The 26,632-nt window shown below is 39.6% G+C and carries 21 protein-coding genes; 19 read left to right on the forward strand and 2 right to left on the reverse strand.

What is annotated here, in order from left to right:
• Positions 1-58: 58 nt before the first annotated feature.
• From AC6H0V_RS02485 to AC6H0V_RS02555, 15 genes are all read left to right on the forward strand, one after another.
• Positions 59-1,543, forward strand: a complete 1,485-nt coding sequence (locus AC6H0V_RS02485) for an aldehyde dehydrogenase (NADP(+)) (protein ID WP_497562130.1) — start codon at positions 59-61, stop codon at positions 1,541-1,543.
• A gap of 81 nt (positions 1,544-1,624) precedes the next feature.
• Entirely contained in the window at positions 1,625-2,623 is a 999-nt protein-coding gene (locus AC6H0V_RS02490) for a 4-hydroxyproline epimerase (RefSeq protein WP_497562131.1), read from the forward strand.
• Between the two features lie 127 nt (positions 2,624-2,750).
• Positions 2,751-4,040, forward strand: coding sequence for an NAD(P)/FAD-dependent oxidoreductase (locus AC6H0V_RS02495; protein ID WP_497562132.1), 1,290 nt, complete (start codon positions 2,751-2,753; stop codon positions 4,038-4,040).
• Positions 4,041-4,256: 216 nt separating this feature from the next.
• Positions 4,257-4,694: an RrF2 family transcriptional regulator gene (locus AC6H0V_RS02500; protein WP_497562133.1), complete on the forward strand. Its 438-nt coding sequence runs from the start codon at positions 4,257-4,259 to the stop codon at positions 4,692-4,694.
• A 214-nt stretch (positions 4,695-4,908) separates the two neighbouring features.
• Positions 4,909-6,993, forward strand: a complete 2,085-nt coding sequence (locus tag AC6H0V_RS02505; RefSeq protein WP_497562134.1) for a ferredoxin-like domain-containing protein — start codon at positions 4,909-4,911, stop codon at positions 6,991-6,993.
• Positions 6,971-7,768 (forward strand): uroporphyrinogen-III C-methyltransferase, encoded by a 798-nt coding sequence (gene cobA / locus AC6H0V_RS02510; protein ID WP_497562135.1) that lies wholly within the window; start codon positions 6,971-6,973, stop codon positions 7,766-7,768. The genes AC6H0V_RS02505 and cobA (AC6H0V_RS02510) overlap by 23 nt, the downstream gene beginning before the upstream one ends.
• Complete coding sequence (locus AC6H0V_RS02515; protein WP_497562136.1) at positions 7,752-9,260, forward strand: TSUP family transporter; 1,509 nt, start codon at positions 7,752-7,754, stop codon at positions 9,258-9,260. Before cobA (AC6H0V_RS02510) ends, AC6H0V_RS02515 begins: the two co-directional genes overlap by 17 nt.
• A 1-nt stretch (position 9,261) precedes the next feature.
• Positions 9,262-9,990, forward strand: coding sequence for a phosphoadenylyl-sulfate reductase (locus tag AC6H0V_RS02520; protein WP_497562137.1), 729 nt, complete (start codon positions 9,262-9,264; stop codon positions 9,988-9,990).
• A gap of 203 nt (positions 9,991-10,193) precedes the next feature.
• On the forward strand, positions 10,194-11,099 hold the full coding sequence (gene cysD / locus AC6H0V_RS02525; protein WP_497562138.1) for a sulfate adenylyltransferase subunit CysD: 906 nt from the start codon (positions 10,194-10,196) through the stop codon (positions 11,097-11,099).
• Positions 11,100-11,174: 75 nt separating this feature from the next.
• A complete protein-coding gene (locus AC6H0V_RS02530) occupies positions 11,175-12,425 on the forward strand; it encodes a sulfate adenylyltransferase subunit 1 (protein ID WP_497562139.1) in 1,251 nt (416 codons plus the stop codon).
• A gap of 177 nt (positions 12,426-12,602) precedes the next feature.
• The gene (locus tag AC6H0V_RS02535; RefSeq protein WP_497562140.1) at positions 12,603-13,820 is read left to right on the forward strand and encodes a sterol desaturase family protein; all 1,218 of its coding nucleotides are present in this window, start codon (positions 12,603-12,605) and stop codon (positions 13,818-13,820) included.
• A 79-nt stretch (positions 13,821-13,899) separates the two neighbouring features.
• Positions 13,900-14,694: a uroporphyrinogen-III C-methyltransferase gene (gene cobA / locus AC6H0V_RS02540; RefSeq protein WP_497562141.1), complete on the forward strand. Its 795-nt coding sequence runs from the start codon at positions 13,900-13,902 to the stop codon at positions 14,692-14,694.
• A gap of 174 nt (positions 14,695-14,868) precedes the next feature.
• On the forward strand, positions 14,869-16,275 hold the full coding sequence (locus AC6H0V_RS02545; RefSeq protein WP_497562142.1) for a glycogen synthase: 1,407 nt from the start codon (positions 14,869-14,871) through the stop codon (positions 16,273-16,275).
• A gap of 11 nt (positions 16,276-16,286) precedes the next feature.
• On the forward strand, positions 16,287-17,558 hold the full coding sequence (locus AC6H0V_RS02550) for a glucose-1-phosphate adenylyltransferase (RefSeq protein WP_497562143.1): 1,272 nt from the start codon (positions 16,287-16,289) through the stop codon (positions 17,556-17,558).
• Between the two features lie 73 nt (positions 17,559-17,631).
• Positions 17,632-18,231, forward strand: a complete 600-nt coding sequence (locus tag AC6H0V_RS02555) for a CDP-alcohol phosphatidyltransferase family protein (RefSeq protein WP_497562144.1) — start codon at positions 17,632-17,634, stop codon at positions 18,229-18,231.
• Positions 18,232-18,409: 178 nt separating this feature from the next.
• Here AC6H0V_RS02555 and AC6H0V_RS02560 read toward each other — a convergent pair whose 3' ends face one another.
• Positions 18,410-19,768 carry a sensor histidine kinase gene (locus AC6H0V_RS02560; RefSeq protein WP_497562145.1) on the reverse strand — a complete coding sequence of 453 codons (1,359 nt, stop codon included), beginning with the start codon at positions 19,766-19,768 and terminating at the stop codon, positions 18,410-18,412.
• A 99-nt stretch (positions 19,769-19,867) separates the two neighbouring features.
• The gene (locus AC6H0V_RS02565; RefSeq protein WP_497562146.1) at positions 19,868-21,238 is read right to left on the reverse strand and encodes a sigma-54-dependent transcriptional regulator; all 1,371 of its coding nucleotides are present in this window, start codon (positions 21,236-21,238) and stop codon (positions 19,868-19,870) included.
• Between the two features lie 269 nt (positions 21,239-21,507).
• Between AC6H0V_RS02565 and AC6H0V_RS02570 the strand changes: the two genes are divergently transcribed.
• The 4 genes from AC6H0V_RS02570 (at position 21,508) to AC6H0V_RS02585 (ending at position 26,572) form a co-directional block, all read left to right on the forward strand.
• The gene (locus AC6H0V_RS02570; RefSeq protein WP_497562147.1) at positions 21,508-22,758 is read left to right on the forward strand and encodes an efflux RND transporter periplasmic adaptor subunit; all 1,251 of its coding nucleotides are present in this window, start codon (positions 21,508-21,510) and stop codon (positions 22,756-22,758) included.
• Positions 22,759-22,800: 42 nt separating this feature from the next.
• Positions 22,801-23,208 (forward strand): hypothetical protein, encoded by a 408-nt coding sequence (locus tag AC6H0V_RS02575; RefSeq protein WP_497562148.1) that lies wholly within the window; start codon positions 22,801-22,803, stop codon positions 23,206-23,208.
• Between the two features lie 174 nt (positions 23,209-23,382).
• Positions 23,383-24,081, forward strand: coding sequence for an ABC transporter ATP-binding protein (locus AC6H0V_RS02580; protein ID WP_497562149.1), 699 nt, complete (start codon positions 23,383-23,385; stop codon positions 24,079-24,081).
• A 112-nt stretch (positions 24,082-24,193) separates the two neighbouring features.
• On the forward strand, positions 24,194-26,572 hold the full coding sequence (locus tag AC6H0V_RS02585; RefSeq protein ID WP_497562150.1) for an ABC transporter permease: 2,379 nt from the start codon (positions 24,194-24,196) through the stop codon (positions 26,570-26,572).
• Positions 26,573-26,632 lie beyond the last annotated feature (60 nt).

Below are 26,632 nucleotides of genomic sequence, written 5' to 3' on the forward strand. Positions count from 1 at the left end.
AACGAATCAGTATTGCTAATCGAAATCCTGTAATCCTAAAATCCGTTAATCCTAGTTTATGTACAAAGACACAAGTTCTGCCGAGATTGACCAATTATTGGTGAAATCTGTACAGGCCTATCATCACTATAAAACCTATTCTTTAAAGCAACGTGCCAATTTCATGCGCAGCATTGCCATAGAAATTGATGCCCTAGGAGACGAATTGCTAGAAACGGCAATGGCCGAAACCAATTTACCTCTGGCGCGCTTGCAGGGCGAACGTGCACGAACAATCTTTCAGTTAAACAGCTATGCTGATGCTGCCGAACTAGGCAGTTGGCTAGAAGCAAGTATTGATACTGCTTTACCCGAGCGTACTCCGCCAAAGCCAGATTTGCGTAAAATGTTAATCCCCTTGGGCACAGTAGCCGTTTTTGGGGCCAGTAATTTTCCCTTTGCCTATTCAACTGCAGGTGGAGATACCGCCTGTGCCTTCGCTGCAGGTTGCCCGGTAATAGTTAAGGCACATCCGGCACATGCCAAAACCTCTACGTTGATGGCTACCGCCATTTTTAAAGCAATCGAAAAATGCAACATGCCTGATGGTATTTTCTCACATGTCTATGGTGAGGGGGTTGAAGTGGGAGAAACTTTGGCCAAACATCCAAGCATTAAAGCTATTGGTTTCACTGGTTCGTTTAACGGAGGAAAGGCATTGTTCGATTGGGCAAATCAGCGTAAAACTCCAATACCGGTTTTTGCCGAAATGGGAAGTGTAAATCCAATCTTTTTACTTCCCGAAAAATTAGCCAATTCAACAGCTATTTTGGCACAGCAGATCGCCGGTTCGGTAACCCTTGGGGCCGGACAGTTTTGTACCAATCCGGGATTGATTATTGCAGTTAGTGACAGCCATTTAGAAAATTTTATCGGCCATTTAAACAAAGAAATTGATGCTGTTATGCCGGCTAAGATGCTTCATGAGGGGATTGCAACGAATTATAACACTAAACTCGCCGCTGCACTTTGCCATAAAGGTGTTCAGCTGGTAGCACAGACCAAGCAACTAGTTAATGATGGGGAAGGTTTGATCAGCATCGCGACAGCAACAGCACAAACTTTTTTGGCCCATCCCAAATTGCACGAAGAAGTTTTTGGTCCCTATTCTTTAATTATCCAATGCACTGATGCAAATGAAATGTTACAGGTTGCCAAAACTTTAGAGGGGCAACTAACCGCAACATTGATGGCTACGGCTAATGATCTCAGTGCGCATCAGCAATTAGTAGGTGCCGTTCAGGAGATATGTGGCCGTTTTATATTGAATAATGTTCCCACAGGGGTGGAAGTGAGTTTGCCCATGCATCACGGTGGTCCGTTTCCGGCAAGTACCGACAGCCGGTTTACCTCTGTGGGGGCTGATGGAATTAAACGATTTGCCCGCCCATTATGCTACCAGAACTGGGATGATGAATTTCTTCCGGCAGAATTAAAGAATGAAAATCCACTAAACATTTGGCGGACTGTAAATAACGCGCTAACGAAAGATAAGATTAATTAGCATGGAGCATGGGGCATAGAGCATGGAGGATGAAGACTCGGAGCCCTATGCCCCATGCCCTTTGCCAAAAAGAATAGTAAAATGAAGAAAACATTTAGCTGCATTGATGCCCATACCTGCGGCAATCCGGTTAGGGTGGTAGCTGGCGGCGGACCCTTGTTAATTGGAAATAGCATGATGGAGAGGCGATTGCATTTTCTCAAAGAATACGATTGGATTCGCAAAGGTTTGATGTTCGAACCCCGAGGCCATGATATGATGAGCGGGAGCATTTTATATCCTCCCATAGATCCACTAAATGATATCGGTGTGCTCTACATCGAAACAAGTGGCTGCTTGCCGATGTGCGGTCATGGCACGATTGGTACGGTAACCATTGCCATAGAAGAGGGATTGGTGATTCCGAAAGTACCGGGAAAATTGAGATTAGAAACTCCTGCGGGCTTAGTTTTGGTAGAGTATAAACAGGAAGGCCACAAAGTGAAAGAAGTTAAACTGATCAACATTAAATCTTTTCTTGCGGCAGAGGCATTGGAGGTAGATTGCCCCGATCTAGGTAAATTAACTGTAGATGTGGCCTATGGGGGTAATTTTTATGCGATTGTTGACCCACAAGAAAACTTCAGAGGTTTAGAAAATTATACGGCAGATCAGCTGATCAGCTGGAGCAGAACCTGCAGGAAACTGATGAACGAAAAATATACCTTTATTCATCCAGAAGACCCTAACATCAATGGATTAAGCCACTTTTTATGGGCAGGGCAACCTATTTCTCCAGAAGCAACGGCACGAAATGCAGTTTTTTATGGAGATAAAGCAATTGATAGATCGCCCTGCGGTACCGGCACATCCGCCCGTATGGCACAGTGGTTTGCCAAAGGGAAGTTAAAAAAAGGCGATAAATTTATTCACGAAAGCATTATTGGCTCCCAATTTATTGGCACCATAGAAGAAGAAACAACAATTGATGGCAAACCCGCAATTGTTCCGGGTATATCCGGATGGGCAATCGTTACAGGTTACAATACCATTTTTATAGATGATGATGACCCTTATGCGCATGGGTTTCAAGTGATTTAGGGCATAGGGCATAGGGCAGGGGGCATGGCGATAAGCGTTGGAGCGACGCAGCTATGCCAACAATTTAATCCCGAAGGGAGCCCTTTGGGCCAATAAAAAAATAACATTCAATATTAATTCTTAGGTTATGCTTCCATCTTCCATCTTACCTATTACCTCTTACACTTTTCCAAAAGGGGATGTGATTGTTATAGGCGCTGGCATTATCGGCCTTTGTGCAGCCTACTACCTCACAAAAGAAGGGTTTAAGGTTACCTTATTAGAGCAAGGTGATTTGTTGAACAATTGTTCATCAGGCAATGCGGGGATGATTGTTCCGAGTCATTTTGTGCCATTAGCAGCACCCGGAATGATAAGTAAGGGCATTAAATGGATGTTCGACAGTAAAAGTCCATTTTACGTAAAGCCCTCTTTTAACCTTGATCTTATTTCTTGGGGATTAAAATTCTGGAAATACTCCAATCAGCAACATGTAGATCAAAGTGCAGTCCCATTACGGGATCTACATCTGTTAAGTAAGCAACTGTATGAGGAGTTAGCAAAAGAACCGGAACTCAATTTCGGATTAGAAAAAAAAGGAATATTAATGCTGTTTAAACAGGCTGCCATAGGCGAAGAAGAAATTCATTTGGCCAGAAAGGCACAGGATTTAGGATTGGATGTAGCCATTTTAGATGCAGAGCAGACCCAGGCCTTAGAACCAGATACTAGATTGGATATTCTTGGTTCGGTGCATTACCGCTGCGATGCACATTTATACCCTAATAATTTGGTAAAACAATTAATAGCATTTCTTAAAAATAAAGGGGCAGAAATAATAACCAATTGTAAAGTTACCGACTTTGAAACGGTTAATGACACGATTAAAACCGTGTTTGCCGATGGTAAATTGTTTAATGCTGACGCGGTGGTTATGACTGGCGGATCATGGCTTCCAGAATTAGCGAAAAAAGCGGGATTAGCCATTCCTGTAATGCCCGGTAAAGGGTATTCCTTTATGGTAGATCAGCATGAAAAAATCTACCATCCTGCATTATTGCTCGAAGCAAGGGTTGCGCTCACCCCTATGAACGGGCAGATCCGATTTGGTGGTACGATGGAGATTGCACCCATCAACCATAAAATAAATTTAAACAGGGTAGAAGGAATTGTAAATTCTATTCCGAAATATTATCCTAATTATACCGTCCAAATGCCTAAACTGGATAAGATATGGTATGGTTTTAGGCCCTGCTCGCCTGATGGCCTGCCTTACATTGGCTATAGTAAAAAACTAAAAAACCTAATTGTTGCAGGCGGCCACGGCATGATGGGGGTAAGTTTAGCTCCCGTTACAGGTAAATTGGTTACTGAACTGTTAAGTGAGAACAGGTTGTCTTTGGATATTTCGATGTATAGGCCGGAGAGGTTCTCGTAAATTCACCACCAAGAAGCCAAAGAAAAACATTAATTTTTTATCACAATCACGAAGACATAGAGATAATAAACCATATAAGAAATATAAGGCCATATAAGATCTCGCTTATATTTTCTTATATAACTTATATGGTTCAAAATAATGTCTATAAAAACCATATAAAATATCGGAACACTCAACATCAAAACTCCCAACTTTTTACTAGCTTTGTTAGATATGCTGTCGAAGAAAACAAAGTATGCTATTAAAGCACTGGTAATTTTGGGTAAAAATAGCTCCCAACCCCCAATGCAAATTGCACGTATCGCCGAAGAAGAGCATATTCCCAAAAAATTTCTCGAACAAATCCTCCTTGATCTACGGAATGCCGGTTACCTGTACAGCAAAAAAGGGGCAGGGGGTGGTTACAGCCTTAACAAAGATCCAAATGATATCTATTTGGTGGATATCCTCCGCATTACTGACGGTCCAATTGCCATGGTTCCATGTGCGAGCCTAAAGTTTTACCACAAATGTGAAGAGTGCCATGATGAAGTTACCTGCGGAATCAGGAAAGCATTTATCGACGTTAGGGACGCTACTTTAAAGGTTTTGAGCGAGACGAGTATCGCCAATATCATAGAAAGAGAAAGAACCAATCCAATCCAACAGTAAAAAAATTTAAATAAAAAGACTACTAAGTCTATATACTTTATATATTTGTAAAATGGACGGTTTATTAGTTCATTGGTTCATTAGTCATTAGTCTGGATGCATAGCGATATGCTTAGTGAAACAATGAACCAATGAGATTAACAAACTAGCAATAATTAATCTTATCGGTGTAATCATATTAAAATCAGTGTAATCATCAAAGTGTAATCATCTTATGGAAAGTTTTAGAACAGAATTAGAAAATCCGATCGTAGCAAAGGATATAATTGACTTAGAAAAAAAGATCAATGATTTTCGTTCTGGTAAAATTCACGATGAGCGCTTTAGAAGCTTACGTTTGGCCCGCGGCATTTACGGTCAACGGCAGCCCGGAGTTCAAATGATCCGTATCAAACTCCCATTTGGCAAGGTCACTTTTAAGCAGCTGCTTCGAATTGCCGATATCGCTGATGAATATGGAAGCGGAAACCTCCACTTAACTACCCGTCAGGATATCCAACTTCATTATGTGAGTTTAGACCGCACCCCTGAGCTTTGGGCAAAGTTAGAACAAGATGACATTACCCTTAGAGAGGCTTGTGGCAATACCGTTAGAAACGTAACCTCATCGCCCACGGCCGGTATAGATCCCGATGAACCATTTGATGTTTCGCCCTATGCCCATGGTGTTTTCGCTTACTTTTTACGTAATCCGATCTGCCAGGAAATGGGGAGGAAAATTAAGATCTCATTTTCTTCTAGCGATAAGGATACTGCCTATAGTTACATCCACGACCTAGGGTTTATCCCAAAAATTAACGAAAAGGGTGAACGCGGCTTTAAAGTCTTGTTTGCTGGCGGATTAGGCGCTCAGCCATTTTTAGCTAACGCAATAGCTGATTTCTTACCAGAAGACCAACTTATACCATTTTCTGAATCGGTATTGCGGGTGTTTGATCGCTATGGCGAACGGAACAACCGAAACAAGGCCCGATTAAAATATTTAGTCCAAAAGTTAGGATTAGAAGAGGTGCTACGCCTGGTTGCCGACGAAAGGATTGCCAATAAAGTTAAGACCTTTAAAATAGATTTGGACACGGTACCACAACCAATTTTTCCTTTTACGCAAGATTATCCAACCGTATTAATTGAAAACGAAAACCACTATCAGCATTGGTTGGCAACTAACGTAATTAAGCAGAAACAAACCGGATTTTATGGGGTGTTTGTGAAAGTGCAGGTGGGCGACATAAAAACAGATAAGGCAAGGGCATTTGTAAATGCCGTTAGACCTTATGTTGCCGATGAGATCAGAATTACACAAAATCAAGGCCTTTTACTAAAGTATGTATCGGAAAATGCCTTAAGATCTTTATATAAAGCACTGTTCGACATCGGCTTTGCCACAGCAGGCTTTGATAGCTTAGCGGATATTACCACTTGCCCAGGAACAGATACCTGTAATTTAGGGATTTCGAACAGTATGACCCTCGCCGAAGTCCTTGAAGACGTAATCTATGCTGATTTTCCAGAATTTATCTATGAGAAGAACATAAAAATTAAGATCAGTGGCTGTATGAATTCATGCGGTCAACATGGCTTGGCAGAGATTGGTTTTCACGGCAGTTCGGTTAAGGCCGAAGGGAAAGTAGTGCCAGCGGTACAGGTAATGTTAGGAGGTGGTACAGTAGGGAATGGTGTAGGGAGAGTGGCAGAACGGGTAATTAAAGTACCATCAAAACGTGCAACACAGGTACTGCACTATTTACTGAATGATTTTAAGGCCAACAACTTAACAGACGAAAATTTTCACCAGTATTACGATAGGCAAGGGAAGGATTATTTCTATCAGCTGTTAAAACCTTTGGCAGATCTTACCAATCTTAAGGGGAGTGAATTTGTTGATTGGGGCCACGAGGAGACTTTCGAAACCGCTATTGGGGTAGGTGAGTGTGCTGGAGTGGTAATTGATCTGGTAGCAACATTGCTCCTAGAAGCAGAAGAGAAGCTGGGTTGGGCCGATCAGGCCTTTTCAAATCAGGCCTACGCCGACGCCATTTACCATGCCTATAGCGTATTTATCAGCGCTGCAAAATCATTGCTCTTGGATAAAGGCGTCAATAGCAGTACCCAGGTTGGGGTAATCAGGGAATTTGATAACCAATTTGTAAGCACTGAAGAATTTTTCTTAGAGGGTACTTTTAACGATTTGGTTCTTCAGATCAATAAAAATGAACCTTCACAAGCGTTTGCCAATCAATATGTAGCAAGCGCAAAACAATTTTTAAATCAGATTAATGCTAGTAGGATTTATGCGTAATATGGAGAACGAGAAATTAATAACACCAAAAATAACTTTACTTGGAGCAGGTCCCGGAGATCCAGATTTGTTGACTTTGAAAGGTGTGAAAGCGTTGCAAACTGCTGATGTGGTGTTGTATGATGCTTTGATAAATGAAGCCTTATTAACCTATGCCCCAACTAACTCCATTAAGATCTACGTGGGTAAACGTTCTGGAGAACATGCTTTTGAGCAGGATGCGATTAATCAGTTAATGGTTGATTATGCCATGAATTATGGTCATGTTGTACGCTTAAAAGGTGGAGATCCATTTGTTTTTGGGCGAGGATATGAAGAGCTTGATTTCGCCGATTCATATAGCATTCCAGTTACCGTTATTCCCGGGATTTCTAGCTCTATAGGTGTGCCCGGACTTCAACAAATTCCTGTAACGCACCGCGGATTAAGCGAAAGTTTTTGGGTAATTACAGGAACAACTTCGGGAGGGAAAATTTCTGATGATATTTATCAGGCCGCAAATTCTAAAGCGACCGTGGTTATTTTAATGGGACTGAAAAAACTACCACAGATTGTTGAGATTTTTAAAGCTGCCGGCAAAAACACTCTTCCGGCTGCGGTAGTACAAAATGGCTCATCGGCCGATGAAAAAATGGTGATCGGAACCATCGATACCATTGAAAATGCGGTTGCCACAGCCAAAATTCAGGCACCTGCATTGTTGGTATTTGGAGAAGTGGTGTCATTACACCCATCATTTAAAAAACGGATTAAACAGTATGTTGCCATCAACTGATATAGAAAACGAAGTTCCTTTTACCATCGATGGAAAGGGAAATCAACTGTTCCCGGTTTTTATAAAACTGAACCAGTTGCGCACACTATTGATCGGCGGCGGGAATATAGGATTAGAAAAGTTAAATGCCATACTCACCAATAGTCAACAGGCTGATGTAACCGTAGTTGCAGAAAGCTTATCGCCAGAAATAACAGCGCTTTTAACTGATTATCCAAATTTAAAAATTCAGCAGAAAAGCTACGATGCCGATGACCTGAAGCATGTAGACATCGTTTTCGTGGCCACAAATAATCCCACATTAAACTTAAAGATCAAAGAAGATGCACATCGCAAAGGCTTATTGATTAATGTTGCTGATAAACCCGAACTCTGTGATTTTTATCTAGGATCTATAGTGAGGAAAGGAGATCTGAAAATTGCTATTTCTACAAACGGAAAATCACCCACAATCGCAAAACGGTTAAAGCAATTATTAAGTGATAGTTTACCCGAAGAACTCGATACCACCTTGGAGAACATGAGTTTACTCCGCCATAATTTGAATGGTGATTTTGCCTCTAAAGTAAAAAAGTTAAATAGGGTAACAGAAAATTTAATCAACCCCAGAAAAAGTTTCTTAGAAGCAAATCTTAAGTGGATGATCTGGTTAGTTTCTGTTGGCTTTATTGCTGCGGTTGGTTTTACACTATGGAATACAGAACCTGATTTTCAATCTTTCCTAATAAACATCGACCCGCTGTTTTATTGGTTCTTAGTGGCCGGATTTGTATTTGCAATGGTTGATGGGGCAATTGGCATGTCGTACGGAGTAACTACGGCTTCATTTTCGCTCGCTATGGGCCTACCCCCTGCATCAGCCAGCATGGCGATCCATATTTCTGAAGTGCTGAGCAATGGTATAGCAGGATGGATGCATTATAGAATGGGAAATGTAAATTGGAAATTATTTAAAATATTGATTATTCCGGCAGTGATAGGAGCAGTTTTAGGGGCCTACATTTTATCTTCTTTAGAGCACTACAGTGCCTATGTAAAACCAATTGTAGGGATATATACCCTTGTTCTAGGGGGAATTATTTTAGCTAAGGCGTTTAACATCAAGAAGAAAAGAACAACTGCAAAAATAAAAAAAATTGGGATCTTAGGGTTCTTTGGAGGTTTTATTGATGCTGCATTTGGTGGAGGATGGGGATCTATTGTACTATCGAGTTTAATCGCGGGCGGAAGGCATCCCTTATTTTCGCTCGGTACCGTAAAAATTTCAAGATTTTTTATTGCCACATTAAGTTCGCTTACCTTTTTCACTATGTTAGGTGGAAGGTATTGGGAAGCAGTAGTTGGCCTAATTATCGGAAGCGCACTGGCATCGCCTATTGCAGCGAGGGTATCAAACAAGATTTCTGCAAAATCGATTATGGTAGCGGTAGGAATAATTGTAATGGCTGTTAGCTTAAGAAGTGTGATCAATTTTATCTTAAAACTGCTGTAGGATGGAAGATCTTGAAAAAATGATTAGGCAGCGACTCGATGGCTTGGATACCGTAGCAAAACTACGTTCCTTGGCTGATAGATTTCCGGGAAAGGTAGTTTTTAGTACAAGTTTTGGCTGGGAAGATCAGGTAATTACCCACCTGATATTTAGCAATCATATCCCCATCAGCGTTTTTACGCTAGAAACCGGAAGGCTTTTTCCAGAAACGTATTATGTATGGAACAGAACCTTAGAGGTTTACGGACAACCTATCTTTGCCTACTATCCGCAAGCCAGCCTACTACAACAAATGGTAAGTGCAAAAGGCCCCAACAGCTTTTATGAGTCGGTTGATAACAGGAAAGAATGTTGTTACATCCGTAAAATAGAGCCATTAAAACGGGCCTTAAATAACAACATGATTTGGGTAACGGGAATTCGTGCCGAACAGAGCCCTAACCGGGAAGATATGAATGATCTTGAATGGGATGAAAGCAATCGGCTCTTCAAGTTCCATCCCATTTTTAACTGGACTTTAAATGATGTAAAACAATTTGTTAAAGATAACAATATCGTTTACAACACATTGCACGATAGGGGCTTTCCAAGTATCGGCTGTGCCCCATGCACTCGCGCCGTACAGCCAGGAGAAGATTTTAGGGCGGGAAGATGGTGGTGGGAAGACCAAAGTAAAAAAGAATGTGGCTTGCACAATACGGCAGAGAAAGTGGTGGCAAGTAAAGAATGAAGAGATGTAAAACGTGAGATTGAAGATGTAAAATAGGAGATGCGAGAGATAGTTGGCGTTAAACTAGTTCTTTCTCCTCCAAGAGAAGGTGGAGATGAGGTCGCCTTCCACAATAACATATAATTAACAACAAAATAAATCGGTGAAACCACCCTAATCGGTGTAATCATTTTAAATCGGTGAAATCACCCGCGAAGCGCAATATGAGCAGATATAACTTAAATTATTTAGACGAGCTAGAGGCAGAGGCAATTCACATTTTACGTGAGGTAGCGGGGCAATTTGAGAAACCTGCGCTATTATTCTCTGGAGGTAAAGATTCGATCACTTTGGTGCGTTTGGCAGAAAAAGCGTTCAGACCGGGCAAGTTTCCCTTCCCTCTGGTACACATAGATACTGGACACAATTTCGAAGAAACCATCCAATACCGTGATAAAATGGTAGAGCGGATTGGTGAAAAATTAATCATCGGATCGGTACAACAATCTATAGACGAAGGTAAAGTGATTGAACAAACGGGTAAAAATGCCAGTAGAAATGCATTGCAAACGGTTACTCTTTTAGATACCATTCTATCTAACGGTTTTGATGCCTGTATTGGCGGGGCCCGAAGGGATGAAGAAAAAGCACGGGCTAAAGAACGGATTTTTTCTGTGAGGGACGAGTTTGGTCAGTGGGATCCCAAGCGCCAACGGCCCGAATTGTGGAACATCTACAATGGAAAAATACACAAAGGAGAAAATGTAAGGGTGTTTCCGATAAGTAATTGGACGGAGCTCGATGTGTGGAATTATATCCGTAGGGAACAAATTGAATTACCAAGTATATACTTTGCGCATTATCGCGATTGCATAACCCGAAATGGACAATTAATGGCTGCATCCCCATTTTTAAATATGGACGATGAAGATATAGTAGTAAACAAAAAAGTTCGCTTCCGTACCGTTGGTGACATGTCCTGTACCGCCGCGGTCGAATCTGATGCAGATCTTATTGATGATATTATTCAGGAAATAAGCGAATCGAAAATATCTGAACGTGGCGCCAGAATGGATGATAAAGTTTCTGAAGCCGCAATGGAAGACAGGAAAAAGGGCGGATACTTTTAGCAAAGCGAATGGCGTTAAGCGTGTAGCGTGGGTTTATCGCCAAACGCTTAACGCCAAACGCGTAATTTAAAAAACATGAACATCTTAAAATTCTTTACCGCAGGCAGTGTAGACGATGGTAAAAGCACCTTAATTGGCCGCTTGCTTTATGATACGGATTCTATACTGGCTGATCAGCTGGAAGCTTTACAAAGCTCGAATAGAAAAAATGATGATGGCACCATAGATTTGGCCATCTTAACCGATGGTCTGCGTGCAGAACGAGAACAGGGTATAACTATTGATGTGGCCTATAAATATTTTCAAACACAGAAACGAAAATTTATAATAGCCGATACTCCTGGCCACATCCAATATACCCGAAATATGGTTACAGGAGCCTCAACAGCAAATTTAGCCATTATTTTGATCGATGCCAGAAATGGAGTGGTTGAACAGACCATCCGCCATTCTTATCTGGTATCGCTCTTGGGCATCAAACACATTGTGGTTTGCATCAATAAAATGGATATGGTTGATTATAGCGAAACTGTATTTAACGCGATCATAGAAAAATATAAAGCGCTTGCCCATAATCTAAACTTAAAGGATGTAACCTATATCCCGGTTAGTGCACTTAAAGGAGATAATATTGTTCAGCCTTCAAATCGGATGGATTGGTATGAAGGCGAAAGCCTTCTTCATTTTCTGGAACAGGTAGATACCGATGCGCAAGACAAAACCACCCAGGCGCGTATGCCCGTGCAATGGGTAATCAGGCCGCAAACCGAATTGTTGCACGATTATAGAGGTTATGCCGGTCGTGTGTTGAGCGGAACTTTTAAGGTTAACGATCAAATTACCGTACTTCCCTCAGGAGTGAGCTCTACCATTAGCAGAATAGAATTTTTTGAAAATGAACTGGATGAGGCCCTGGCCGGGCAATCGGTTACCATTCACCTCAAAGATAATGTAGATATCAGCAGGGGCGATACCTTAGTTAATTCTTCGGCCTTGCCAACAGAATCAAAGCTGATCGAAGCAGATCTCTGTTGGATGGATACCCGGATTTTAGATACCTCCTTAACCTATACTTTACAACATAACAGTAAGATTACCAAATGTAAAATAGACGAAGTTATTTACAAGATAGATATCAATACCCTAGAAAAACATGCTGCAAATGAGTTTAAGCTAAATGATATTGGCAGGGTAGTGCTAAAAACCGCTGATGCGCTAGCTTTCGACCTGTATGGAGAAAACCGGGCAAATGGTTCGGCAATTTTAATTGATAGTAGAACAAATCTAACGGTGGGTGCCTTGATGTTTAGGGCTAGTGTAGAGTAAATTGAGTCCGAGAGCCTGGAGTCCGAGAGTCCGTTGTTTAATCTACAGTTAACCAAGTAACCAGTTCACACAGTCATCGCCCTAGTTGTCATCCTGAGCCTAGTCGAAGGACAACAGTTAACTCTAACCAATGACCAATGAACTAATGAACTAATGAACCAATGAACCAATGAACAAATGACGATCAACTACCTTGCCTTTGCTATTCCCGCTTTCTTTTTGTTTTTATATCTAGAATTTTTGCTGGCTGTTCGTTTAAAGAAAACCAATGTTTTTAAGTACGAAAGTTCAATCTCTAATGTGAGCATCGGAATAGCAGAGCGTTTGCTTAATCTGTTTATAGCAGCTAGTTTTTATGAACTGTTCGCGTATGTATATAAGCATTATGCGTTATTTCATATTCCCAATGTTTGGTGGGTGTGGATTTTGCTCATTATGGCTACCGACTTTGTCTGGTATTGGTACCATAGATTAGGTCATGAAGTTAATTTCTTTTGGGCAGCGCACATTGTTCATCATCAAAGTGAAGAATTTAATTTAACGGTTTCGGCGCGGATTACCACTTTTCAGGCACTTATCAGAGGATTTTTTTGGTGTATCCTACCCTTTGTAGGATTTGATCCCATTATGGTAGCCGTAATTTTGACCGTCCATGGTGCCTATTCTTTTTTTACCCATACCCAGCTTATCCCAAAGCTCGGATGGCTAGAACATATCCTAATTACGCCCTCTTTGCACGGTGTTCATCATGCCAGCGATGAAAAATATCTCGATAAAAATTATGGAGATGTATTTACCTTTTGGGATAAACTCTTCGGAACCTTCCAGATAGAAGAAGAAAAACCTAACTATGGATTAACACATCCCATTAAAAGCTACAGTTTTTTATGGCAGCATTTTCATTATTACCTCGAAATTATAGAAGCAGCTGGTCGCGAAAAGGGTGTGGTAAATAGACTTAAGATTATTTTTGGACATCCTTCCCTGCTGGATCAAGATATTAGGCCTACGCTTGAAAAACGATACTTACAACATAAATCTACCACTCTATACAGGTTTAAGTTTAGGAAATACCTTAATATACAACTGGTTATAAGCATTATATTGCTCACTTTTATCACAGCTTTCTTTAAGCATTTGTTGCTGGTTGATCATCTTTTTATTGTATGCTTTATTTTGTTAACCCTAATTAACTGTGGGGCGCTAATGGAACAAATGAAATGGATCTATTACCTGGAGTGTTTTAGACTCCTTTCGGTATTTGGTTATGCATTCTATAAGTTCGATCTTTTTGGGTTGATTTTGATCCCAACCATAGTTTTATTTGTTTTGGAGCGCGTATTTACACTTAGCTATTTTTACAAAAAACACGTTCTACGCTACGAAAAAGCATAAATCAAATTATTTTAAAATAAATACTACTAATTCTATAGATTTTATATAAATTTGTTTTGTTGTACTAATTTGTTGAGCGATGATTTTGAATACGATTAAAAAAACTACAGTTGAGCCGAAAATTACATTAGTGGGCGCGGGTCCTGGAGATCCAGATTTGTTGACCTTAAAAGGAGTTAAAGCACTTAAGGAAGCTAATGTTGTGTTATATGATGCTTTGGTAAACGAAGCCTTATTAAATCACGCACCAGAAAATGCAATCAAGGTGTACGTAGGGAGAAGATCTGGGGATGAATCGTTCTCGCAAGAGCTTGTTAACAAGTTAATGATAGACTATGCGTTAAATTACGGACATGTAGTACGTTTAAAAAGTGGGGACCCTTTTGTTTTCGCCCGTGGCTTCGAAGAAATTGATGTTGCCGAATCGTATAGCATCCCTACCGAAATTGTGCCTGGCGTTTCTAGTGCCTTGGGTGTTCCAGGGCTCCAAAAAATCCCGATGGTTTATGGAAATTTAAGTGAGAGTTTCTGGGTGGTAACCGGTACGAATGCTGCCGGGGAGATTTCACCTGATTTATATGTTGCAGCAAAATCTAACGCTACCATTGTGGTATTGATGGGCATCGAAAAGATAGCCGAAATCGCGGCTATTTTTAAAGAAGAAGGTAAAGAAAACCTGCCAGTTGCTGTGATCGAAAATGGATCCTCTACAACAGAAAACGTGGTGGTTGGCATAGTTGATACCATTGAAGAACTGATTGTAGAGAAAAAATTGGCATCGCCCGCACTCTTGGTATTTGGAAACGTAGTTTCACTACACCCTCAATTTAATGCTATTAGAGAATTTTATGCGATTATGGCGCAAGAAGAATAGAGTCATCGGATGACTTTAAGTCATCCGATGACTAGTTTATATTTATTTTTTGTTTGGTTGAAAAAGGCTCCAGGTTCTCTGGGGCTTTTTTTTAGTCATCGGATGACTTAAGTCATCCGATGACTAATTAAAAAATTTTTCCTAATTTGAGTAAATTTTTTTTACAGCCTCAATATGGAGATAATACATTTTAGTGCCGAATGCTATCCAGTAGCAAAAGTTGGAGGTTTGGGCGACGTAGTTGGGGCGCTTCCAAAATACCAGAACAGGCTTGGCCATGTGGCAAAAGTGGTGATGCCGGCCTATAATACTAAGTTTCTCTATCAAAATGAGTTCGAAGTGGTTTATGATGGTTGGGTTAGGTTGGGAGATAGCAATTTACCGGTTCGCATATTTAGAGAAAAAACCAATAAACTGGGTTTTGATCTTTTTTTGGTGCACATTGCGGGACTGTTAGATCGTGAACTCGTATATGGCTATGATGATGATACCGAACGCTTTCTGGCTTTTCAGATTGCCTCTTTAGATTGGATTGCACAATGGGAGCATAAACCAAATGTGATCCATTGCCATGATCACCATACGGGGCTAATTCCATTTATGGTTGGCAATTGCGAAGATTATCGCCATTTAAACTACATTCCCACAGTTTTAACTATTCATAACGCACAATATCAAGGGCAGTTTGGTTGGAATAAATTACATTATTTGCCTACGTACGATTTACGTAATTCGGGCAAATTAGAGTGGAACAGTACCATTAACCCACTAGCTAGCGCTATTAAATGCGCATGGCGAGTAACCACGGTTTCGCCAAGTTATTTAGAAGAGATCAGTTATAAGGCCAATGGACTGGAAACCTTGTTGGCCCAAGAAAGGGGAAAATCTGCCGGAATTTTAAATGGAATTGATAACGAAGTTTGGAATCCGCAAAAAGACTCGATGTTGACCAAAACATTCAATGGGAGAACAATAGAAAGTGGAAAAAAAGCAAACAAAGAAGCGCTTTGTGCTGTTTTTAATCTCGATAAAGATAAACCACTCTTTACTTTTATTGGCCGTTTAGTGGGCGAAAAAGGGGCAGATTTACTACCCGATATTTTTTACAATGCCCTGCAACAGAGTGAGGGTGAGATTAATATTCTGGTATTGGGTTCCGGTGATCCTGAGGTTGAAGCTCGTTTAAATGGCATAACTCATCAGTTTCCAGGAAGATACAATGCTTACATTGGTTATAATGAGGCATTGTCTCATCAGATTTATGCGGGGGCTGATTTTTTATTGATGCCATCGAGAGTTGAGCCTTGCGGACTTAACCAGATGTATGCCTTAAGGTATGGAACAATTCCAATTGTGAGGCGCATTGGCGGATTAAAGGATACAGTAACAGATATTGGTGATGGTGGATTTGGAATTTGTCACGATCAAACAACTATTTGGGATGTGGGACATGCGATAGGAAGAGCTTATGATTTATTTTTAGACCAAAAAAGAGTAAAAGAAATTCGTAAGTTTATCATCACGCTTGATCACTCTTGGGATAGAGCGGCACAACAATACATTGATTTATACCAAATGTAAACTATAAATATATGACCGACAAAGTATTAGGTGTAATTCTTGGCGGTGGCCAGGGATCGAGATTGTCTCCTTTAACGCAAACCCGTTCTAAACCTGCTGTACCTATAGGGGGTAAGTACCGTTTAGTGGATATTCCGATATCGAATTGCATGAATTCTGGCATCCACAGGATGTTTGTGCTTACCCAATTTAACTCGGCATCCCTAAATAAGCACATCAAAAACACATATCACTTTAGTCATTTTTCTAAAGCATTTGTTGATATTTTAGCAGCAGAGCAAACACCAGAAAACCCCACCTGGTTTCAGGGCACAGCCGATGCAGTTAGACAATGCATGCACCATATTGTGAACCACGAATTTGATTATATCCTCATCCTTTCGGGCGATCAGCTTTATCAAATGGATTTTCGCGAGATGTTGCAGGCCCATATTGATAAAAAAGCTGAAATTTCAATTGCAACTATTCCCGTAAGCGCTAGAGATGCTACAGAGTTTGGAATTTTAAAAACAGATGAGGAAAGTTTTATCACTTCGTTTATTGAAAAACCAAAAGCAGACCTCCTGCCAGATTGGACTTCAGAAACGAGCGATGAAATGAAAAGTGTGGGCAGAAATTACTTGGCGTCGATGGGTATCTATATATTTAATCGCGAGTTGCTCATTAAAATGCTAAACGAAAATCCAGATGAAAAGGATTTTGGAAAAGAGATTATTCCCCGTTCGTTATTAAGTAATCACGTTTTAAGCTATCAATACGAAGGCTATTGGACAGATATTGGTAATATATCCTCATTTTTCGACGCCAATTTAGGGCTAACAGACGAACTACCTCTTTTTAACATGTTTGATAGCTCGCACACCATCTTTACGCGTGCTAGGATGTTGCCACCCTCAAAGATTTCTGGAACTACACTCGAAAAAACTATTGTTGCCGAAGGTTGTATTATCCAGGCAAGTAGAGTAGAAAGAGCTGTTTTAGGAATTCGTTCTCGAATTGGGAGGGGCACCACCATAGCCAATTCTTACATTATGGGAAGTGATCACTATCAGACTTTGTCAGAGATACAAGAGGAGTCGGCCGCTGGTCACCCTTTGTTGGGCATTGGCGATAGGTGTTATATTAACAATGCCATTGTGGATAAAAACTGCCGAATCGGAAACGATGTACGAATCAATGGTGGAAACCATTTAAAAGAAGGCGATTATGGACTGTATGTAGTGAGGGATGGGATCGTTGTTGTTAAAAAAGGAGTAACCATTCCGAATGGAACAGTAATTTAGAAAGTCTAACTTACGAAGTCTAACAAACTTCGTAAGTTTAGGTTAGTTTACGCCCAGCGCTTACCTACAATCTATGAGCATTCCCTATCTGTTAATTTTGTTCCGATTTTTGCTAGCACCAATCATCATTATCCTTTCTGTGATGATGAAAGAAAACGCTTCTTATATCGTGTTAACATTAATGTTTTTAGGTCTCTTATCAGATATTTTCGATGGCATTATCGCTCGGAAAATGAAAATCGACACAGAGAAAATGAGAAGGTTGGATAGCCAGACCGACCTGGTGTTTTGGTTAAGCATTTCTATTAGTTGCTATCTCATTTATCCTTCATTAATCGAAGAAAATTCAATTGGCGTAATTGCTCTTTTGGTAATGGAAGGCATGTGCTATGCTACAAGTCTGATTAAGTTTGGAAAGGAAACGTGTACGCATGCTTTTATTTCTAAAATCTGGGCACTTACTTTATTGGCCACATTTACCTGTCTGTTGGGTTTCGCCTACGGCGGATGGATGATGAAAACCTGTATTATCCTAGGACTGATATCTCAACTGGATGTGATTTTGATTATTCTCTTTTTACCCAAGTGGACCCACGATATCCCTAGTTTCTACCATGCCATTTTAATCAGAAAAGGGATTGATTTTAAGAAAAGTAAGTACTTGAATAGCTGAGCGGGAAAAGAGAAAATGGAAGAGGTAAGATGGAAGAGGCAAGATGGAAGAGGTAAGATGGAAGATGGAAGAGGGAATAAGCTTTTACTTCGTCTTCGAGCGCGTTAGACTGACAGCTAAATTAAGTTATTTACGACGCTCCACGCCACGCTCATCGCCCCAAGCTCATCGCTCAGTGCTAAACGTAGTTAAACACCAACGAAAACGTAGTTCGTACGCTTGGTGTTGAGTCTACTTCCAAACTTCCACGGTGCATTTTCATAATATTTCTGGTTATGGTTAAGCCAATTCCTGAACCATTTTTTCGAGTGGTATAAAAAGGAACAAATATTTTATCAATATTGGCGGCTTCAATACCTTTACCGTTATCTATTACATCGATATACACCTTATTGTGAGCTAGGCGATAGGTAACTTCGATAACTGGATGTTCGGACCCTTCCAAGGCATACATGCTGTTAGTGATAAGATTGATCAGCGCTTGTTCTATTAATTTAATGTCGATCTGTAATGAGATTTTTGAAGCCGTTTGAAGTACCTGAAGTTTGATGTGTTTTGCGCTTACCATAGGCTGCATCAATACTTTAACATGTTGTAAGATTTCGCCAATACTATGCTGTTCAACATTTGGTGTAGGAAGTTCGGCAATTAAGCGGTAATCTTTTACAAAATCCAACAATCCCTCCGACCTTCTTTTAATAGTTTGGAGTGCTGGTTTCAAGTCTTCCAGATCTTCAAAGTTTAAGCTTGTTCTATTGCTTATCATTTGGTTCACCGTATCAGATAAGGAGCTGATTGGTGTGATAGAATTTAAAATTTCGTGAGAAATTACACCAATTAACCTGTTCCAAGCTTCTGTTTCTTTTTGTTCAATTTCATCTTTGATATTTTGAAATGAGATGATGATATGATCGTTCCCATACAAATTAAGGGGAATTACTTCTATGGAAAGCTGGATGAATTTGTCTTGGATTTTAAGCTCGAGAAACCTTTTGCCACCCTTATTTATTTTGGCTATTTCTGCTGCAAATACTGGTAAGTGCTGTTCAAAACGGTGCCAATAACTGTATGCGGGTACATTAAGCAAACTACTTGCGGCAAGATTAAAAAAAGAGATCGGTGAGTTTTCTTTGTCTATTTTGCTTTTTTTAACTACAATTACTCCCACAGGAACCTGTTCTAGAATGGTTTTTATCAGTTGAAAAATAGCATCTTGCTCAAGCTGAATATCGCGGTGGATCTGAATGATTTCGTTAAATGATTCGTAAAGTTCTGGGAAACTTCCTTTTGTTGCTTTGTTCTTAAAGTTTAGGGTATGGTCTCTGGTCTTTACAGCAAGGATAAACCGCTTAATATCATCTCTAATTTCATTGATGTAATAATAGAGAGAGACGATGCTTCCCAGAAGAATCAAGCTCACACCCGTTATGGTAAACCACAACTGGGTATTTCGGATAAGATATACCAAAAATATAGCCAACAAGTTGATAAACAACAAGCGGATAATTAAGCGAAAGGTAAATCGTTGGTAGAACATTTTTAATAAGCTAAAAGACTAAAGGTAAAAGCATAAAGCTGATTAACGTTAAAGGGCTACATATTCATTGTTAAAGATATTCTTTTTTCAGCTTTCAGCTCATAGTCCAAACTTTTCAATTCTCCGATACAGTGCGGCCCGTGTTAATCCTAATTCGGTAGCAGCCCTAGAAATATTACCCTTATGTTTTTCTATTGCTTTATTTACCATCATTTTTTCCATTTCATCCAAAGGCATATCTGTTTGTAAAACACTTTGGGCACCAAATTTTTGGGGAGACAAGTGCAGATCCTGTTCTGTGATTTCGAAGCCATCGGTCATGATAATTGCGCGCTCTATTACATGCTGTAGTTCCCTGATGTTTCCCGGCCAATGGTATCCTAGCAACGTTTTTTCGGCCTTAACATTGATTTTCTGAATGGCCTTATGATATTTGGAACTAAAAATCTGTAGAAAATGATAGGCCAGCAAAATAATGTCATTGCCCCTCAAGCGCAAAGGCGGCAACACCAATTCAACAGTATTTATCCGAAAGAGCAGATCTTGTCTAAACGTGTTTTTGACAACCATTTCATTAAGCGGCATATTGGTTGCGCTAATCAAACGGACATCTATTTTACGTTCTTTACTCTCTCCCAAACGGGTAACGGTTCTGTTTTGGAGCACGCTTAATAATTTTGCTTGAAGCGGTAAAGAAAGGTTCCCGATTTCGTCTAAAAATATAGTCCCTCCATCAGCCATTTCAAACCTACCTGGCTTATCTTCCCTTGCATCGGTAAATGCACCTTTGGCATAGCCGAAAAGTTCGCTTTCGAAAAGATTTTCATTGAGCGAACCCAGATCAACATGCATGAAAATTTGCTTTCCCCTTAACGAATTTTTGTGAATTTCGTAAGCAAAAACCTGTTTACCCGTTCCATTTTCGCCTAAGATTAGCACATTTGCGTCTGTAGGAGCAACTTTAATCAGTGTTTTCTGTAAGTGTTGCACACTCTCATCATTACCCACAATATGTTCAAACTTACGGGCCATATCACTTTGGATAGAGGTATGGATCTTTTCCAGTTTTTTAACTTTTTTATTTGATTGCCTTAATTTTACTCCTGCAGATAGTGTGGCAAATAGCTTCTCATTTTCCCATGGTTTAAGAATAAAATCTGTCGCGCCTTTTTTGATCGCCTGTACCGCCAGCTCCACATTTCCAAAAGCGGTCATTAATATTACCACGTAATCTTTATCGATGGACAAGATGTGTTCTAACCAGTATAAGCCTTCGCGACCGTCACTTGCGCCTTTTTGATAGTTCATATCCAACAAAATGATATCTACTTCATTTTTACTGAGTAGCACATTTATTTCACGTGGCGATTTACAAGTTAAGACCTGATTAAAATGTTGCTTTAAAAAAAGTCTGGCACTTAATAAAATGTCGTCATCATCGTCGATTACTAAAATGTTTGCTTCTATCATTATTGTAAATTCTTTTTACCACAAAGGCACGAAGACACAAAGATAAACGCAACTTGTTTTGTGATTAAAATATCCCTTGGTGTCTTTGTGGTTAATTCTTTTTCATATCAAAAATAATCCAAACTGTTCGATGATGTACAGCAACTGTACGATATCGGACATTAAAATTTTAATACAAATCATATCAAATTGATTTACAGTACTTTAAAATTTAATTTAGGATTGGCACAAACTTGGCAAATGGCATTGGCATAACGCAATACATCCAAATGGACAAAGTAATAGAGAAAAAAAGATTTAATAAAAAGACAATCCTAATAATAGTTGGTGCAGTAGTTTTTGTTGCACTTGTAGCCTATGGATATACGTTATCGCTAAATAAAGTGTATCAGGTAGAGGCAGACAAGGTAACGATAAGTAAAGTACAATATGGTGATTTTGAAGATGTGGTTTTACTTAATGCCAGTGTTGTTCCGCTAACATCGGTAATTATAAGTTCTTCAGAAGGAGGTACGGTGGCCCAGATTTTTACAGAAAATGGAGCAACGGTAGCTGCAGGCACCCCTTTGTTAAGAATTGCCAATCCGAATGCCCTATCAAATTACACGGCTAGCGAAACCAGCATTACCGAACAGATAAACCAATTACGTAAACTCAGATTAGATTTGGAGCAAAATCAAAGGGTAATGAGCCAAGATATGATGGATATCGAAAATAGTCTCAGAACCGCTACCCGTAAGTATAAAATGGATAGCACTTTATTTTCGAAGAAAGTAATTACCCAACAAGAGTTTAATACGAGTAGTCAGGATTATGAATATTACCAAGGCCGAAAAGCCCTATTAAAACAAGCTGTTCGCCAGGAAAATCAGAGCAGGGTAATGCAGTTGCAACAGATAGAGCAATCTATTTCGAGGATGAACGAAAGTTTACAGACCATCCGCCAGAACATAGAGAATATGACGATTAAATCACCTGTTTCGGGGCGTTTATCGTCTTATGATCCTGTGATCGGAAAATCTTATGGACCTAATGAAATGCTAGGTAAAATAGATGTATTACAAGGATATAAATTAGAGGCGGGAGTTGATCAATACTATATTAACCGTGTTAAGGAAGGACAAACTGCACAATGCGAATTTAATGGAAAAACGTATTCGCTTACCGTGCAAAAAGTTATCCCAGAGATTACCGCAGGGCAGTTTCAGATAGAATTGGTATTTGAAGGAAAATCTCCCGATGAACTGAGAAGAGGTTTATCTCTACAGGTTAAACTTACCTTATCGGATAACAGTAAATCTCTTCTATTGGCACAGGGCCAGTTTTTCCAAAGTACGGGAGGAAGTTGGGTGTTTGTAATGTCAAATGGAAAGGCAACTAAGAGAAATGTAAAAATCGGACGAAAAAATTACCTGTATTATGAAGTGTTGGAAGGACTGCAAAAAGACGAGGAGGTAATTACCTCATCTTATGATCAGTTTAACCAATACGATGTGATAGAAGTTAGCGGAGCGCGATGAGCGATTTGAGACTTGAAAAATAAAACTTAATTAAAAGATAAAATGAAAAAATTTATAGCCATTGCAGTATGTGTAGTAGCTGCATCATCAGTATTTGCTCAAAGCAAAAATGTTAAGAACGAGACACAACTTAATAGCTCGAACTGGACCGAAACAAAAAACCATCTTACTGTTGGAATGAACGTTAGCGATGTTGCTGTTGAGACTAAAATTGCTGGAAAAAACCTGATCGTTTTCAACATTCAAGGTGATGTTTCTGAAATGGAAAGCATCACTGTTCAAAAGGCTGATTTTAGTGCTAAAGTAGCGCTTACTACCAATCAACAAGAGCTTGTGGTAACACCCGGAAAATTTACCATCAAGCTTAAAAGAAAAGGCTTAGAAGAAAAAATATACGAATTAGAGGTTAAAAATGAAGCGGATAAGCTAGTAACCTTAAAAATTACTTAACTATTTAGGTTGGTTAGCTCCTGATCAGGTGCGTTGATCGGAGCACCAGCTTGAGTTTTGAGTCGGAAGTCGGAATAAGTTACGATAAATCGGTGTAATCATCCGCGAAGCGAAGACATCGGTGAAATCATCCGCAAAGCGAAAAATAACAATACAATAAATAAGAACATTATTATGATCAAAATTGAAAATCTGGAAAAAGTATACAAAACAGAAGAGATCGAAACTACGGCTTTAAATGGCATTAACCTTCATGTTAAGGAGGGCGAATTTGTTTCTATCATGGGGCCTTCTGGCTGCGGCAAATCAACCCTATTAAACGTGATGGGCCTTTTGGATAAGCCCGAAAAAGGAAGTTACAAATTTGTGGATACCGAATTGTTAACCTTAAACGATAGGGAGCGCTCTAATTTCAGAAAAAGAAATATGGGGTTTGTATTCCAGAACTTCAACTTAATAGACGAGCTAACCGTATTTGAAAACATCGAACTCCCTTTAATTTATAATAAAGTAGCTGCGGGCGAAAGAAAGAAATTGGTAAATGAGATTATTGGTCGCATGAACATTGTTAACCGAAGCGGTCACTTCCCCCAACAGCTTTCTGGCGGTCAGCAGCAACGTGTTGCCGTTGCCAGAGCCTTGGTTACTAAGCCTAAGCTAGTACTTGCCGATGAGCCTACCGGAAATTTGGATAGTACGCACGGTAATGAAGTAATGGAATTGCTTTGTGAGTTAAACGAAAGCGGAACAACCATCGTAATGGTTACCCACTCTAGCCACGATGCAAGTTTCTCTAATCGCATCATTAATTTAAAAGACGGTCACGTAATATCTGAAAAAATAAATAAAGGAAAAACGGAAGAGTTGATTTAGATGGAAAATGTAAAAAGCAAAATGGACTAGAGATTTAACTAAAATTAAGTGAAATAAATCTCGAAGCGTAAAATAACCATGTCTCATATCTCACATCTCAAATCTCATAAAGATGTTCAAATTAAACCTAAAAATCGCATTGCGAAACTTGTGGAGGAATAAAACTTCTTCATTTATAAATGTAATAGGTTTGGCCATAGGACTTGCTGCCTGTTTGCTTCTACTAGTTTATGTTTCTTACGAATGGAATTTTGATAAGCAGGGGAAAAACTCAGCCAATTTATATACGGTAATGACCAATGTACCTGGAGATGATGGAAAGATTGCCTCAACCTTTGAAGCTTCTACCACAGCCCTCGGACCATTACTCAAGGCCGAAATACCTGAGATTAAGCATTTGGCTCGAATGAATTACTTAAAGAAATCGTTAATTGCAAACGGCGAAAATGGATTCAAAAAATTGGGGAAATTTGCGGAGCCGGAGATTTTAAATCTATTCGACTTTCAATTTATTGCTGGAAATAAAGCTTCGGCGATGCAAAATCCGAAATCTGTTATTTTAACAGAAAGTACTGCCAAAATTTTATTCGGATCAGCCCAAGCGCTACATAAAGTTGTTCGTTATCAAGACACAGAAGATTTGGTGGTTAGTGCTGTCATAAAAGATATTCCGGATAATTCTTCAGCTACACTTAAGTTTGATTTTTTGATGCCCTGGGCTTTTTACGAAATGGTTGATCGTGATGCAAAAGACCTCAATTGGGGTAATTTTAGCTACGTAACCATGTTCTTGCTCGATCCAAATGTGAATCCTGTTGACGTAAATAAAAAAATAGATAAAGTGGTTAAAGCACGCCTTGGTCAAACCACACAACCTTATTCTATCTTTCCTCTTAGTGAACTCCATCTGTACGGGAAATTTGAAAATGGGGTGAGTATAGGTGGAGATATCGACCAGATTTATCTTTTTGTTGGCCTGGCTTTTGGAATTTTGATGATTGCCTGCATCAATTTTATGAATATGGCTACCGCTAAATCAGAAAAAAGAGCAAAAGAAGTAGGAATTAAAAAAACGATTGGTGCCCATAGAAGCTCTTTGATCATCCAGTTCTTAACAGAATCAATGGTACTTACGTGTATTGCCGTGATTTTATCAATCGCAATCCTAGAAATCTGCCTACCATCTTTTAATCAACTTTTAGAGATCCACATGGATATTGCCTATTTTAGCGGATCAAGTTGGTTAGGCATTTTAGCCATAGTTTTTGTTACTGGATTAATTGCCGGAAGTTATCCCGCATTTTATCTGTCGTCTTTTAACCCTGTCCAAACGCTAAAGAGAAAAATAAAAAGAAGTAACTTTTACTCGGTTAGTTTAAGACAAGTATTGGTAGTTGGTCAATTTTGTTTCGCTATCATCTTAATTATTTCAACTCTAGTAATCTACAACCAAATTCAGTATGTGAAAAATAGACCATTGGGTGTTAACATCAATGCTTTGGTTGAAGTTGCTCAAGATGGAAAGCTTAAAGAAAAATTCGACCTCTATAAAGATCAGTTACTACGTTCAGGAGCAGTTACTGCCATTAATAACTCTTCAAGCAAATTGGCCCATCGTAATTCCAACTTTCTCGACATCCGTTGGAAAGGCATGGTACAGGAAAGAAATCTTACGATGTTTAATAAATTAAATACCGGATATGATTTTATTAAAACGAACGGGATAAAACTAATAGATGGCAGGGATTTTTCTGAAAAATTCGCATCAGATACTGCTGCCGTTTTGATCAGCGCCTCGGCTGCGAAGGTTATGAATCTAAAACATCCGATTGGAGAAAACGTGAAAATTTTAGACGATAATTATACTGTTATCGGCCTTTTTGATGATTACGTGTGGGATAGCCCTTATAAATCGAATAACCCAATGGTGATCATGTTTGGAAAAAACTATACCAACTTTATCACCATGAAACTTAATCGAGCGAATAGCTTAGGCAAGGATATAGAGATCATAACAAAAATTACTAAAGAAATAAATCCATCCTATCCCGTAGAAATTAGTTTTTTGGATGGAGTTTATGCGGATCTATTGAAAAAGGAAAAAACTTTGGGGGTCTTGTCTAATCTTTTTGGAGGACTAGCCATTTTTGTGTCCTGTTTAGGCCTGTTTGGATTGGTAGCCTACAGCGCCGAGCAACGCACCAAAGAGTTTGGTGTGCGTAAAGTTTTAGGGGCCACTGTTGCTAACCTGATGCAATTGCTTTCGGTATCGTTTATTAAAATGATTGTTGTAGCTATTGTCATCGCTGTTCCGATCAGCTATTATGCGATGGGTAAATGGCTCATTAAATTTGAATTCCACACCGAAATTTCTTGGTGGATTATTCCGATTGCCGCCTTAGGAACTTTAATCATGGCCCTATTTACAGTTAGCTTTCAGGCCTATAAATCAGCCAAAGCTAACCCAGTTGAGGCGCTTAAGTATGAATAGCGCTGAGCGCATGGCGTTTTGGAAGCCCGACGCATAAAAAAATAAACCGTTTGGCGTAGT

Source organism: Pedobacter sp. NO84 (assembly GCF_059703915.1).